Annotated in this window: 9 protein-coding genes; 4 read left to right on the top strand and 5 right to left on the bottom strand. The window is 45.2% G+C overall.

The genetic code is table 11. The features are described 5' to 3' along the window. Positions 1-54 precede the first annotated feature (54 nt). Positions 55-1,035, bottom strand: a complete 981-nt coding sequence (locus tag M2135_RS02520; RefSeq protein ID WP_280747021.1) for an ROK family protein — start codon at positions 1,033-1,035, stop codon at positions 55-57. A 467-nt stretch (positions 1,036-1,502) separates the two neighbouring features. On the opposite strand from M2135_RS02520, the gene metG reads away from it, so the two are divergent. The 4 genes from metG (at position 1,503) to M2135_RS02500 (ending at position 7,245) form a co-directional block, all read left to right on the top strand. Beyond that, a complete protein-coding gene (metG, locus tag M2135_RS02515) occupies positions 1,503-3,542 on the top strand; it encodes a methionine--tRNA ligase (RefSeq protein WP_280747019.1) in 2,040 nt (679 codons plus the stop codon). 69 nt (positions 3,543-3,611) lie between these two features. Next, positions 3,612-4,727 carry a DegT/DnrJ/EryC1/StrS family aminotransferase gene (locus M2135_RS02510; protein WP_280747018.1) on the top strand — a complete coding sequence of 372 codons (1,116 nt, stop codon included), beginning with the start codon at positions 3,612-3,614 and terminating at the stop codon, positions 4,725-4,727. After that, positions 4,714-5,730 (top strand): Gfo/Idh/MocA family oxidoreductase, encoded by a 1,017-nt coding sequence (locus M2135_RS02505; protein ID WP_280747017.1) that lies wholly within the window; start codon positions 4,714-4,716, stop codon positions 5,728-5,730. Before M2135_RS02510 ends, M2135_RS02505 begins: the two co-directional genes overlap by 14 nt. Before the next feature lie 81 nt (positions 5,731-5,811). Then, positions 5,812-7,245 carry an MFS transporter gene (locus M2135_RS02500; RefSeq protein WP_280747016.1) on the top strand — a complete coding sequence of 478 codons (1,434 nt, stop codon included), beginning with the start codon at positions 5,812-5,814 and terminating at the stop codon, positions 7,243-7,245. On the opposite strand, the gene M2135_RS02495 is transcribed toward M2135_RS02500, so the two are convergent. The 4 genes from M2135_RS02495 to uvrA all read right to left on the bottom strand — a co-directional run bounded on the left by M2135_RS02495 (position 7,246) and on the right by uvrA (position 15,390). After that, a complete protein-coding gene (locus tag M2135_RS02495; protein WP_280747015.1) occupies positions 7,246-8,532 on the bottom strand; it encodes a S28 family serine protease in 1,287 nt (428 codons plus the stop codon). Positions 8,533-8,573: 41 nt separating this feature from the next. Then, a complete protein-coding gene (locus tag M2135_RS02490; protein ID WP_280747014.1) occupies positions 8,574-9,185 on the bottom strand; it encodes a polysaccharide deacetylase family protein in 612 nt (203 codons plus the stop codon). 9 nt (positions 9,186-9,194) lie between these two features. Then, positions 9,195-12,458 (bottom strand): DUF2723 domain-containing protein, encoded by a 3,264-nt coding sequence (locus M2135_RS02485; protein WP_280747013.1) that lies wholly within the window; start codon positions 12,456-12,458, stop codon positions 9,195-9,197. A gap of 139 nt (positions 12,459-12,597) precedes the next feature. Beyond that, positions 12,598-15,390, bottom strand: a complete 2,793-nt coding sequence (gene uvrA / locus M2135_RS02480; protein WP_280747012.1) for an excinuclease ABC subunit UvrA — start codon at positions 15,388-15,390, stop codon at positions 12,598-12,600. Positions 15,391-15,957 lie beyond the last annotated feature (567 nt).

Genomic DNA, 15,957 nt, shown 5'->3' with positions numbered 1-15,957 from the left:
CTTGACTACTTTAATTATTGAATTATTCCCGAGTATATTCAGGAATAATTACATTTATACTGTCGGTTCTTTTGCTTCCCAACCTAATGCACTGGCACCTAAAACAGCAGCATCACTCTCTTTCAATTGTGAGAAAAGCAGTTTAGTCTTTCCGGCAAAAGCATTCAATATATTCTTCTCCAAAGATGCTTTTATCGGGTTCATAATCAAATCGCCCGCCTTTGTCAAACCACCGAAAAGAATAATCGCTTCCGGACTGGAAAATGCGATGAAATCGGCAAAAGCTTCACCCAACATCGCACCGGTAGATTCAAAGATCTCCAACGCAATTTTATCCCCTTTCATCGCAGCATCATACACATCCTTAGAGGTAATCGCATCCGGATCGATCTCACGCAAGACACTCTCATCCTTACGGATTTCCAGATATTCACGTGCTGTACGAGCCACACCATTGGCTGAAGTATACGCTTCCAGACAACCATGACGACCGCAGCCGCAAACACGTCCGTTATGACGACGCATAATCACATGACCCAATTCTCCGGCAAATCCATCATGTCCGTAAACCAGATTACCACCAATAACAATACCACTACCAACGCCTGTACCAAGTGTAATCATGATAAAATCTTTCATTCCACGGGCAGCACCATAGGTCATCTCGCCAATTGCCGCTGCATTCGCATCGTTTGTCAACGAAACAGGGATTCCTCCCACCTGCTCACTGATCAACTGCGCCAACGGAATTTTACCCTTCCAAGGCAGATTGGCAGCAAACTCAATACAACCGTTAAAATAGTTCCCATTCGGAGCGCCAACACCGATCCCTTTGATTTTATCATGTCCGCCAGCCTGCTCTATCACTGCATTCAGTCCTTTTGCCAACTCAGCAACATAATCATTCACATCGGCATGTTTACCCGTCTTGATCGATCCGCTATACAAGATTGTACCTCTTGCATCCACTACTCCAAATACTGTATTGGTTCCACCAATATCTATCCCTACTACATAAGGCTTGTTGTTATCCATGATATTCTATTTAAGTTTAATACTAAAATTCTACAAACGGATAGCAAATATAAGAGGATTGTTAGAAGTAGCAATACGTTGAAGCGCATTTATCCGGTTTTTAATAAAAATTTAAGAGAGGCTATATATGTTCGCTGTACCTCTATAAGACAAAAGAAAAGGATCCCCTACCCCTTTTTTCTAATTCCCCTACCTGTTTTTTCTCATACAATTAATCGTCTACCAACTGTTAGACGATCGGGCACCAGTTGGTAGACGAAAGTGACACAGATGGTAGACGGAAGTGCACCAGTTGGTAGACGATTAAATGAAGTGGATAAAAACAGGAGCTGGTCGAGGTTATTTGTGGAAGGGATCCGGAAGATTTGTATAAGGGGGTAGTGAATAATCTTGATTCTTCCTTTAGATTGATTGTCAGTTGTTAATTGTTTCGTATTTTTGCGTTTCAAAAAAACGAAACAGAGAGTATGGAGAAGCAATTTAAAAGAACACTTATCACTACTGCATTACCGTATGCAAATGGTCCGGTACATATCGGACATCTGGCCGGCGTATATGTTCCGGCGGATATTTATGCACGTTATTTACGCTTGAAAGGTGAGGATGTACTGATGATCGGAGGGTCTGACGAACATGGTGTTCCTATTACATTGCGTGCCAAAAAGGAAGGGGTGACGCCGCAGGATATTGTTGATCGCTACCATGCGATTATCAAAAAATCGTTCAGTGATTTTGGGATCACGTTTGATATCTATTCGCGCACCACGTCGAAAACGCATTTTCAGGTCGCTTCCGACTTTTTCCGTACCTTATATGATAAAGGGGAATTTATTGAGCGTACCTCCGAACAATACTATGACGAGGAAGCCAAACAGTTCCTGGCCGACCGGTATATTACCGGCACTTGTCCGCATTGCCACAACGAGAATGCCTATGGCGATCAGTGTGAGGCGTGTGGCACATCACTAAGTCCGACCGATCTGATCAATCCCAAATCGGCCATTAGCGGGAGTGTTCCGGTTATGAAAGAGACCAAACACTGGTATCTGCCATTGGACAAATGGGAGCCTTTCCTGCGCCAATGGATACTGGAAGAGCATAAAGAGTGGAAATCGAATGTATACGGGCAGTGTAAAAGCTGGCTGGATATGGGATTACAACCGCGTGCGGTCAGCCGTGACCTGGATTGGGGGATACCTGTTCCGGTGGAGGGCGCCGAAGGGAAAGTGTTGTATGTCTGGTTTGATGCTCCGATCGGATACATCTCCAACACCAAGGAGTTGTTGCCCGACAGCTGGGAGACCTGGTGGAAAGATCCGGAGACTAAAATGCTCCATTTCATCGGAAAAGATAATATCGTATTCCATTGCATCGTCTTCCCGACGATGTTAAAAGCCGAAGGTTCATTTAACCTGCCGGAGAACGTGCCGGCCAATGAATTTCTGAATCTGGAAGGAGACAAAATCTCCACCTCACGCAACTGGGCCGTATGGTTACACGAATACCTGGAGGATATGCCTGGTAAACAGGATGTCTTACGGTATGTATTGACCGCCAACGCGCCGGAGACGAAAGACAACGACTTTACCTGGCGTGATTTTCAAGCACGCAACAACAATGAACTGGTTGCTATCCTGGGTAATTTTGTCAACCGGGCATTGGTATTGACCGGAAAATATTTCGACAATAAAGTGCCTGTTGCCGGTGCATTGACCGACTATGACCAACAGACTATTGAAGAGTTCAAAGATGTCAAAGCCCATGTCGAACGGTTGTTGGATACCTATCATTTCCGGGATGCATTGAAAGAGGCGATGAATCTGGCGCGTATCGGCAATAAATACCTGGCAGACACCGAGCCTTGGAAACTGGCGAAAACAGATATGGATCGGGTAGCTACCATTATGAACATCTCGCTTCAGATCACTGCTAATCTGGCTATTGCGTTTGAACCGTTCTTGCCGTTCAGCATGGAGAAACTGAACAGGATGCTAAATGTCGAACCGTTGGGATGGAGCCGGTTGGGTGCGACCGATCTACTGCCTGCCGGACATCAGTTGGGTAAAGCCGAATTGCTTTTCGAGAAGATCGAAGACGAGGTGATCGATGCACAGGTACAGAAACTCCTGGACACGAAAAAGGCCAACGAGGAAGCCGAATATAAAGCGAAACCAATCGGTGAAACCATAGATTTTGAAGATTTTCAGAAGCTGGATATCCGTGTCGGCACGGTATTGGAATGTACCAAAGTGCCGAAAGCGGATAAATTATTGCAATTCCGGATCGACGACGGATTAGAGCAACGAACCATTGTCTCCGGCATTGCCCAACATTATCAGCCGGAAGAACTGATCGGCAAACAGATCTGTTTTATTGCTAACCTGGCACCTCGTAAACTGAAAGGAATCGTTTCGGAAGGGATGATCCTCTCGGCAGAGAATAACGACGGATCATTGGCCGTGGTGATGCCTCAGAAAACAGTCAAACCGGGAAGTGAAGTGAAGTAGTTCCTACCCACATAATATCTTTGTATTGCCCCCGTTTATGATATAATGAGTTTCTCCAAAAAGATACAGATGGTCGATCTTCATGGCCAATATCTTCGTTTACAAACGGAGATAGATGCTGCCATACAGGAGGTCATCACGAATAGTGCCTATATCAACGGGCCACAGGTGAAGCAATTCGCCACGGAACTGGCCGATTATCTCCATGTGCCTTACCTCATTCCCTGCGGGAACGGTACGGATGCACTGCAAATCGCACTGATGGCTTTGGATCTGGAACCGGGCGACGAGGTGATTGTTCCTGCTTTTACATATATTGCGGCCGTTGAAGCGGTGGCTCTACTGGGTCTTACACCCGTAGCGGTGGATGTCGATCCGGAAACATTCAATATCGATGTTCAAAAAGCGGCAGAAGCCATTACTCCACGCACACGGGCGATCGTTCCCGTACATCTTTTCGGACAATGCTGTGATATGGAACCGTTGTTGGCGCTTGCAGCCAAACATACATTGTATGTGATTGAAGACGATGCGCAATCGATCGGCAGTCGATATTCCTTCTCTGACGGGCGAGTGCAAATGAGTGGAACGATGGGGCATATCGCCATCACCTCCTTTTTCCCATCTAAGCCATTGGCCTGTTATGGCGACGGGGGTGCGATGATCACCTCTGATGAAAAGCTAGCCGAACGGATGCGGATGATTGCTAATCATGGCCAACAACAGAAATATCATCACCGAATGATTGGCTGTAATTCGCGGCTCGACACGCTTCAGGCGGCTATTCTATCAGTCAAATTAAAACACCTGAATGCGTTTCATGCTGCCCGGCAACAGGTTGCCCGGAGATATACGGAGGCATTCCATGCGATCGAAGGATTTATTTCCCCGACAGAAGCGGATTACTCCACCCATATCTATCATCAATATACGATCCGGGTCAAAGAAGGTAAACGGGATGCATTACAGGCCTATTTAAAAGAGAAAGGGATTCCTTCTATGATCTACTACCCCCTGCCGGTTCATCAGCAGGAGGCTTACAGTAGAATCATCAAATGGGCGGAACAACCGAGAAAGGCAGAACAGCTGTGTGATTCGGTACTCTCCCTCCCTATCCATACGGAAATGACCACCGATGAGCAGGATTACATTATAGAAACTATACATCGTTATGCATTCAACTAATATTCGTTTTGCAGTTGTCGGTTGCGGACATATCGGGAAACGGCATGCCGAAATGATTTCCCGTGATCCAAACGGCGAACTAGTGGCATTATGTGATATTCTTCCACGGGAAACATTGGGTATCGACGCCTATCCCGTTGCGTTTTATGCGGATATCGAAGCGTTATTGAAGCAAGACGGAATAGATGTGGTCAATATCTGTACACCCAACGGATTACATGCTGCGATGGCTATTCGTGCCATAGAAACAGGACATCATGTGGTGATCGAAAAACCGTTGGCGCTGAACACCTCCGATGCAAAAAGGATTGCTTCGTGTGCACTCCAGCATAACAGACAGGTGTTCTGTGTGATGCAAAACCGCTACTCCCCACCTTCCGTATGGATCAAGGAGTTGGTGAGTTCAGGGAAACTGGGAGAGATCTATCAGGTGCAATTCAACTGTTACTGGAACCGGGACAAGCGGTATTACAAACCAGGTAGCTGGCATGGGGATGCCGAACTCGACGGAGGCACTTTGTTTACACAATTTTCCCATTTCATCGACATTATGTATTGGCTGTTCGGGGATATCTGTGACATTCAGGCACGGTTTGCCGACTTCAATCATAACGAACTGACCGACTTTGAAGATTCGGGATTTGTCCATTTCAATTTTGTCCATGGCGGTATGGGCTCCTTTAACTACTCGACAGCCGTATGGGACAAGAATATGGAAAGTAGCCTGTTGATTGTTGCCGAAAACGGCAGCGTAAAAATCGGCGGACAATATATGAACGAGATCGACTATTGCCACATCAACGATTATCAGATGCCCGACCTTCCGCCAACCAACCCCGGGAACGACTACGGCGCCTATAAAGGGTCGGCACAAAACCACAACTATGTGATCCGCAATGTGGTGAACGTGTTATCTTCCGGGAGCGAAACAATCACCACCAATGTACACGAAGGCCTGAAGGTGGTCGATATCATCGAACGCATCTACGCACTGAAGAAATAAGACCTACAGCTTCACCTATTTGATCGTTTTGTGAAGATTATGTATCTTTACCACATTCTAACATGAAAAACGAAATAGTATATGTCTGTCTTTAGTAAATTTCCACGCACTTTCTGGGTAGCGAATCTGATTGAATTGTTCGAACGTTGGGCCTGGTACGGCTTCTTTATGTTATTCGCTAACTATCTGACAGGATCATCCGATCTGGGTGGCCTGGAGTTTTCACAGAGTCAGAAAGGGATCCTGATGGGGGTCGGGACGGGAATTCTCTACTTCCTGCCGGTATTGACCGGAGCGATTGCAGACAGATACGGATATAAGCGAGTTTTATTCCTGGCATTTATTATTTATACCTCAGCCTTTCTGTTATTACCGATGTTCTCCACCTTTACAGGGGTTTTTCTAATGTATCTCTACCTGGCACTCGGCGCGGCACTGTTCAAACCGGTGATCTCCGCCACCATTGCTAAAACGACTACCGATGAGACTTCCTCTATCGGCTTCGGTATCTTTTATATGATGGTGAATATCGGTGCCTTTTTCGGTCCGATGGTGACCTTATTGTTTAAAGGCACATCGCATCTGATCTTTTATGTTTCGGCCGGTATCATCGCGTTAAACTTTATCCTATTATTCTTTTACAATGAACCGCCAAGGGGCGAGGTAAAGAGAGAGGAGAGCATCTGGCAAACATTCGGTGGTATTTTCCGCAATATGGCCAGTATTGTTAAGGATGTTAAGTTTGTGGTATTCCTGTTGATTGTTGCCGGTTTCTGGACGATGTACAATCAGTTGTTCTTTACCCTTCCGGTATTTATTTCTCAATGGGTGGATACCGGGGTGCTTTATCGCTTTTTTGATACTTATATTCCTTTTATCAGTGCCAATTACAGTCCGGCACCGGGTGTATTGGATGCCGAGTTCATCACCAATATGGATGCGCTTTATATCATTCTGTTTCAGATTATCGTTTCCAGTATTGTGATGAAGATGAAACCGCTAAAATCGATGATGTCGGGCTTTCTGGTCTGTGCCATCGGGATGGCGCTGACATTGGTTTCGCAAAATGTGTTGTTCACCTTGGTCGCTATTCTGATTTTCGCTCTTGGCGAGATGGCGGGATCACCAAAGATCACCGAATACATCGGGAGAATTGCTCCTCCGGATAAAAAGGCGCTTTATATGGGTTACTCGTTTATTCCTGTCTTCTTAGGGAATGTTTTTGCCGGATTTATCTCAGGGATTGTCTATCAGAATATGTCGGATAAGGTGATGTTGACAGAGCGTTTTGCCGCTGAGAAAGGATTACAGATTATAGACGGATTATCTACCAACGCTTACTTTGAAGAGGTGGCCAAACAGGTTAGCCTTACGCCACAGGAATTAACCAATCTCTTGTGGGATACGTATGAACCGTCCAAGTTATGGATGGTCATTCTGGCGATCGGAGTAGGTGCCGCATTGTTGCTCTTCCTGTACGACCGGATAACATCAAAAATGGAGACAAAAGCCTGATTATTCGTTCAACCAGGCATTCAGCTGATCGATTACTTTCGAGGCCATATCTTCCGGCATGTTACTGATCCGGGCGCTATGGCTGGCTTGAGGTAAAATATACTTCTGCTGGTTTTTCTTTCCGGCGAATTGCGGTGCACCACTGGCAGACCATGGATCGTATTCGCCATAGATAAAAATCATTTTCGGATCGTTCGCGCTCAGGTAATTGTAGACTTTCTCGTATAAAGCCGGATTAAAAGTGATCTCTCCGGCACTCGCTGGTACCATGATCTTATTCAGATAGCCTTTACTGGTCGAGATCGACAGATATTCCTTAAACGGCTCGGTGTCATATCCATAATACCCCAAATCGCGAGCGGCCTGAACAAAAAAAGAAGAGATCGATTGGTTTTCTGAAAAATATGCAGGCCCACCGATCTTGATAAAATGGTCAAAAACGGTTTGATCATCAGCTGTCAGCGACGGGATCTCATTCGCACTGACTCCCCATTGCCAGAAAGCAAAAGGATATTCCAGTACGGCATAATCATAAATCTCATGGATAGGCAAACGGAAAGAGAGTTCTTTCTCTTTACAATAGGCCTCAAAGATCGGTTGTAAAGAAGTACGGCGTTTCAACACCTCAATCTGGAACTTCTCCACCTGCTCTCTGACGGCAGAAGTACCAACCTGACGAAGAAATTCTTCATGACGTCCATCTTCCACATCTCTGTTCAGTGGACCTACATAAGGCACTGATATATCTACATCGTCGGGGAAATAGGCCCGGTAAAGCATCGTTGTCTGTCCGCCTTTACTGATCCCGGTACTGATCCATTTGCCGGGATAAAGCGTTTTAAATGTCGTAGTGACCCGGTGCAGATCATATGCTGAATTTTCAGCCGTCAGATAATCCCAGTTCAACGGTTCGGGCGTAGATTCCAGAAAGTAGCGGTGTTCAACGACAATGACATTGGCATTAAGTAGGCCGGAAATCTCATCCTGATAACGCTCCCGCAAGGCGTATGCGGCTCCATATCCTTCAGTAACAATCACTGTCGGACGATCAAAACCGTGGTGTCCGATAATGACACGTTGCGAAAAAGTACCTGCAGCCGGATTATGAGGATCCAGCAGCTGTGTGATTCGCACGACATATTTTTCCGTATATCGATTGGATTCCAACAGTTCTATTTGTGTAACTCCATCTAATCCGGCCAGTTTTTCTTTCAGTTCCGGAGTTGATGCAAATAATGTGAGAACAAAGAGAAAAGAGAATAACAGTGCATAAGAGATCTTTCCCATAACAGTAGTCGATTTATCGTTTAGCAGAACAAATATATCAATTATTTAAACACCTCAAACCGATACCCTTCCTTTAAAAGCCATTCGATGGATAGCGGCAATGCTTCGCGCATATTTTTCTCCGCTTTTAAGGAGTCGTGAAAGACCAGGATCGAACCGTTCCGGGTATACCGTTTAACAACGTTGAATACGCCATTAGGGGTCATATGCGGACTGTAGTCGCGCGTCACGACATCCCACATGATGATCTTGTATCGATGGCGAAGCCGTAAAATCTGAGGACGTCGCATATGACCATGAGGCGGTCTGAAAAGATCTGTTTGAATAAGCTCTGCCGCTTTCTCTATATTAGCGAGATAATTTTTGGTCCAGAACTTAATCCCTTGTATATGATTAAAGGTGTGATTGCCGACCCGATGCCCGCGATCCAATACCTCTTGGTAGGTTTCAGGATATTTACGCACATTATCCCCCACACAGAAAAAGGTTGCTTTAATGTTGTATCGATCCAACAGATCCAATACCCAAGGGGTTACTTCAGGTATCGGACCATCATCAAATGTCAGATAGACACATTTCTCTTTCGACGGTAAACGCCAGATCGTACCGGGGAACAGTACCCTGTAAATCCAGGGTGGTTGTTCTATAAACATCTTTCGTTTTTAATCTCTCGCACCCGAACGTCCATAAGCCATCCGGTAATTATCGAATTCTTCCTGATACTTTTTAGCAAACTCAGGATTATACTCTTTACTCACTCGAAGAACCTCTTGGATCACAGCCAGATTCTGTTCCAAATCAGCACGAACGGAAGCCAACTGACTCGGTTTAAGACGGAAGAACCAATTGACATTACGGAATGAATACTCCATAATTCCGGTAAAAATCGATTCCGCTTTTTCTGGATGTCCGAGTTCATAATAAAGTTCACCAAACTGTAATGCCGTATAATCCAACGGAACATTTTCAGGAGGCAATACTTCCATCGCTTTATCCAGTACATTCAGTGCTTTATCGTACTTTTCTTCATACACCAGCGTTCCTGCCAGTCGGTTAAACAATGCCAGACGCATACTTCTTGCCTGACGCATAATCGTTTCGTCCAGATAAATACCCGGTTTATCCAAACCTCCCCATTTATACTTATTCATGATATTGTCGTACATCTTATCCGCATCTACAGACAATACATTATTTTTCGTATGCATCGGAACGATCTGGTAAGCCATACCGACCTGACGGAAATACCCATCTAAATTCACGAACTGATCCGGGCTAACCGTAATGGCATAATACATCGGACGCTCCCAGTTATTGTTCTGAAGCATATCGAGAATGATCAGTTCCTGTTTGCCCAGGATATCCTTATCGCTCAGATCGATGGTCATCGGGTTCACGATATACCCGGCCTCTTCCGGTTTCACAATTCCTTTAGCAATCACCTGAGCCGAATCAAACCGGTAATTCAGTTTATGAGAAGGCATATAATGCAGATCCTGATTGATCCCGGCAATACGCTTATAACGCGGATCATTGCTTTGTACAAAATTAAGTCCCGTCTGCAAGTCTATCGGCTCTCCCTTAGTCATATCAAACAGATAAGCCACATCACGCGTACCTTGCACATAGTCAGCACGCGTCCAGGAGATCGGCAGCGGTGCCGATTCGTAAGCCTCTTTTTTCATCTGGTCGATATACCAGTCGGTCTGCAAATAACTGGTATTACACACACGGATATCCGTCCGGATACCTTCTACTTCCTGTGCATACCAAAGCGGGAATGTATCGTTGTCTCCATTAGTAAAGATGATCGCATTCGGTTCACACGATTCCAGGTAGTTATGACCGAAGTCACGAGCCACATACCGTCCCGAACGATCATGATCGTCCCAGTTTTGTCCGGCCATCTGTATCGGCACAAACAGTCCGAGAACCGTTGCAGCAGCAGCAGCGATCACTTCCGGCAATTTGCCATATTCTTTTAATATTTTGGCCAACGCAGCGACCCCAAAACCGATCCAGATACAGAACGCATAGAATGATCCGGCATAGGCATAATCGCGCTCACGCGGCTGGTAGGGTGTTTGATTCAGATACAACACAATTGCAATACCGGTCATAAAGAACAAAAAGAAAGTAACCCAGCATCCTTGTATCCCTTTCTTGCCGGCATACCCCTGGAAGAGTAAACCCAATATACCCAACAACAAAGGCAGCATATAATACACGTTATGTCCTTTATTATTCGCTATATCAAAAGGCATATCATCCTGTGGTCCGACCAGTGCCTGATCTATAAATCTAATACCTGTAATCCAGTTACCGTTCATAATCTCTCCATGTCCCTGGATATCATTCTGCCGTCCGGAGAAGTTCCACATGAAGTAACGCCAGTACATAAAGTTAAGCTGATACTGGAAGAAAAAACGCAGGTTTTCCGCAAAGGTCGGTTTCATTACCGACACGGTTTCACCACAACGATTAAATTTCACCGGTGTCCCTTTAATCTGCGCCCACTCCTTATACGCACTGACATGACGAGGATCCGAACTATGCATACGCGGGAATAACATATCCAATTCGCCTATATTTTCATATTCGGTCTCATAGCGTGAAATATAATAATGGTCTTTTTCGTTTCCGTTTTCTTTAATTACCCGTGTATAGGTCGGCTGTCCCTGAGTAGTCACCGGCACACACTGATCGCCCTGACGTTCACGTTTTATCTCCGACACATAGGTTTGTCCATAAAACAACGGCACTTTTCCATATTGTTCACGAGCCAGATAGGTACGTAAGGTAAAAATATCGCTCGGATCGTTCTGATTCATGGGAGTATCAGCCGTAGCACGCACCATAATCAATGCATACGATGAATACCCGACCACAATCACCATCAGACAGACCAGGATCGTATTCAATGCTTTTACAGCGACTCTCTTGCTCTTAAACAGATATGCCCCTAATGCAAGGATCAATGCAATACCCAAAATATAGCCATCACCTATAAACGGAATACCCAATAAGGTGACCGCCAATATAAATGCAATTTTAACACGCAACGGATGAACCTCTTCACGCATAGTCTCCCAAATCGACCAGCCCAATACGCCGCCCACAATGATCAGGTAGGCATATACACCCGAATTATAAGGCATACCCAATATATTCACAAAGAGAAGTTCAAACCAACCACACACTTCGACCAATCCCTGTACGACTCCATACATCATCAGTCCTACGATAGCAAACGATATCAATAAAGCGATTATCATCCCTTTCATCGATGGATTCGGATATTTTCGATAATAATAGACCAATACGATTGCCGGAATACAAAGCAGGTTCAACAAGTGGACACCAATACTCAACCCCATCAGGTAAGCGATCAATACAATCCAACGATCGGCATGCGGACGGTCTGCCACAGCATCCCATTTCAAGATCAACCAGAATACAACAGCCGTAAACAGGGATGAATAGGCATACACCTCCCCTTCCACAGCACTAAACCAGAATGTATCACTAAAGGTATATACCAATGCACCTACCAATCCACACCCCAGTATGGTAATCATCTGACCTGTGGTCATCTCTTCCCCTTCCGTTCCGATAATTTTCCGGGCCATATGGGTAATACTCCAGAAAAGGAACATGATGGTGAGCCCACTGAACAAGGCCGACATGGTATTGACCATCAGAGGTACTTGTGATACATCCGAAGCCAGTTGTGTAAAGATATTGGCTGTCAACATAAAAAATGGAGCACCCGGGGGATGTCCCACTTCCAATTTATACGCCGAAGAGATAAATTCACCACAATCCCAGAAACTGGCTGTCGGCTCCATTGTCATCATATAAACAGAGGAAGCCAGCAAAAAGCTAAGCCATCCCAGCACGTTGTTGATCAGTTTATAGTTTCCCATACTTTTCTTATAGTGTGATTGTTAATTGCATGATTCTGTTCGCCCAAAAACGAAAGATTGGCCGCAAAGGTAAACATTTACCTTTAATACTCAACGGTACAATTCATTATAAATTGTATGATCGGATGAAATCATCCCTTCATTTTAATTTCTCTTTCAGGTAATGTCCGGTATACGACTCCATACACGCAGCCACATCTTCGGGAGTTCCGGCACACACAAGCGTCCCCCCTCCTTTACCGCCTTCCGGACCCAGATCGATCAGATGATCGGCACATTTGATCACGTCTATATTATGTTCGACGATCACCACCGTATGCCCTTTATCGATCAGGGCATTGAAGGCCTTTAGTAATGTTTTTATATCATGGAAATGCAAACCGGTAGTCGGTTCGTCAAAAACAAACAGGGTCGGTTGTTGTTTCTCCTGTCCCAGGTAGTAAGCCAATTTGACCCGCTGATTTTCTCCTCCTGACAGCGTCGAGGAGGTTTGTCCCAGTTTAATATAACCTAAGCCGACCTCCTGTAGAGGGGTTAACCGTTTGACAATCTTTTTTTCCTGGCTGCCATTTGATTGACTGAAAAACTCGATGGCCTGGTTGACAGTCATTTCGAGAACATCAAAAATCGTCGCCCCTTTATATTCTACCTCCAATAACTCCGATTTAAAACGTTTCCCATGGCAGACATCACATTCGAGCGTGATATCGGCCATAAACTGCATCTCTACCGTAATTACCCCTTCACCTTTACACTCTTCACAGCGTCCTCCTTCTTTGTTAAAGGAGAAATGAGCGGCGCTATACCCCATCTGTTTGGATAAGGCCTGTTCGGCAAAGAATTTACGGATCTCATCATACGCTCCGATATAGGTGACCGGATTAGAACGTGAACTTTTTCCTATTGAATTTTGATCCACAAACTCAATCCCATGGATCATCTGCAAATCGCCCGACAAACCGGCACAATCCACCGACAGACGTGTGGCATTATCCAGATAATGCTTGACCCCTTCATAGAAGATATCCCGCACTAAAGAACTCTTTCCCGAACCGCTGACTCCGGTAACTACCGTCATCACATTCAACGGAAAACGCACATCAAACCCTTTCAGGTTATTCTTCCTCGCTCCGGTGACCTCGATATAATTGTTCCATGGACGACGGAAAGGAGGTTGTTCAATCTGATCCTCTCCCGTCAGATAGCGGACAGTATAACTCTCACTCTTCGCCGGCAAGCGGGAGACATTTCCCTGATAGACAATCTCACCACCCAAACGTCCCGCTTTCGGACCGATATCGATGATATAATCTGCCGCACGAATAATCTCTTCGTCATGCTCCACGACGATAACCGTATTTCCCAGCCCTTGCAGTTGACGCAATACTTTAATCAACAGATCGGTATCCCGGGAGTGCAGTCCGATACTCGGTTCATCCAAAATATAGAGTGAACCGACCAGGCTACTCCCTAAAGAAGTGGCCAGATTGATCCGCTGGCTTTCGCCGCCTGATAATGTCGAAGAGAGACGGTCTAACGAGAGATAACCCAATCCCACATCCAACAAAAACTGTAAACGGCTGTTTATCTCTGTCAACAAACGCTTGGCGATTGCTGTATCTGTTTCATCCAATTGCAACTGATCAAAGAACGTTTTGATTTCCGTTATCGGCAAAACAACCAGTTGCGCAATATTTTTACCACCTACCTGCACATATAATGCTTCGGGTCGCAAACGGCTTCCCTTGCAAGTCGTACAAGTCGTCTTTCCCCGATAGCGAGCCAACATGACCCGGTACTGGATTTTATAGACGTTTTCTTCAACAAATTTGAAAAAATCATTGATCCCGTGTAGTCCGCGTCTACCGTGCCACAAGAGTTCTTTCTCCTCCTCCGTCAGTTCAAAATAAGGTCTATGGATCGGAAATTTATATTTACTGCTATTCGTGATAAAATCTTTCAGCCATTCGCCCATTACATCACCTTTCCAGCAAACAACCGCTCCTTCATAGACCGACAGGCTTTTATCCGGGATCACCAGATTTTCGTCAATCCCCAGCATCTTACCGAAACCTTCACATACCGGACAGGCGCCTACCGGATTGTTGAAACTGAACATCATCTCCGTCGGTTCCTGAAAAGTAATCCCGTCGGCCTCAAATTTTTTGGAGTATTCTTTCAGGATGACCGCTCCATCATCGGTGTACACCCGTATATAACACACCCCATGTCCCTCAAAAAAAGCGGTTTCAACCGAATCTGCCAAACGGCTTTTCAAGGTCTTATCTGCCGAAACAGTCAACCGGTCGATCAGTAATTCAATGGAAGACGATGCCATCAGTTTTTTATCGTCCAACACCTCCTGCAACCGATACGTCGTATCAGCGATAGACAACCGGGTATATCCTTCTTTCTGCAGAATTTCCAACTGTTTCTGCATCGTCCTCCCTTCCGACAAAACGATGGGGGTAAATACGGCAAAACGGGTTCCTTCCGGATAAGAGAGAATCTCCCGTTGAATATCCATTGCCTGATGTTTTTTTACTTCCGCCCCTGAGACCGGAGAAATGGTTTTCCCGATCCGAGCAAACAGTAAACGCAGGTATTCATAAATCTCAGTCGAAGTCCCAACCGTAGAACGGGGATTACGGGTATTTACCCGCTGTTCGATGGCAATGGCCGGAGGTATTCCTTTGATGTAATCCGCTTCCGGTTTACTCATACGCCCCAGAAACTGACGGGCATACGACGACAAACTTTCCACATACCGACGCTGACCCTCGGCATACAACGTATCAAAGGCCAATGAAGATTTTCCACTGCCCGACAAACCGGTAATCACCACCAGTTTATCGCGTGGGATCTCCACGTCTATATTTTTCAGATTATTGACTCGCGCACCTTTAATGAAGATCGAATTATTCTCTGCCATATACCCCTTTAAAATTTTGAACCTGCAAAGGTACGAAAGTAATATATCCCTCACAAGCGACCGATTCCTAAATAATGTGAGTTCGATATAAAGATTTATCTTCAGATTGTGTCATTTTTGAAGATTTCAAAATTAGTAAGTGGACATTCTAATATTAGTAAGTGGACATTCTCAGCTCCTTGCCTGGTCAGGCGAGGGGGACCGCTGTCCCGCAGCGGTGGAGTGGTTGTTTTGTATAGACAAAGCTGAATATTAGATAGATATATTGTTTTGTGATAGATGTTAGTTAGTATATTTTTTATTATCTACCGCTATACAACCACTCCACCACCGCAAGCGGCGGTTCCCCTCGCCTGACCAGGCAAGGAGCTGAGAATGTCTACTTGACATGATCAAAGATGTGTATAAAGAGTAGGGCCAGGAGAGGTGCCCAGATAGTACTGGTCGCTACGTTTACATCTTCAAATTTCTTTCAATTTGAAATTTATATCGAACTCACGTTAAATAATGTTTCACCTCGCGAGGTCGTCAGCGGTTCATTCATGGTGAAAAACCTTCGCATACGTT

The organism is Parabacteroides sp. PF5-9, assembly GCF_029893105.1.
Classification (GTDB): domain Bacteria; phylum Bacteroidota; class Bacteroidia; order Bacteroidales; family Tannerellaceae; genus JARXWG01.
Note: the sequence above shows the minus strand (reverse complement) of the source record. Positions and strands in the feature narration are given on the sequence as shown.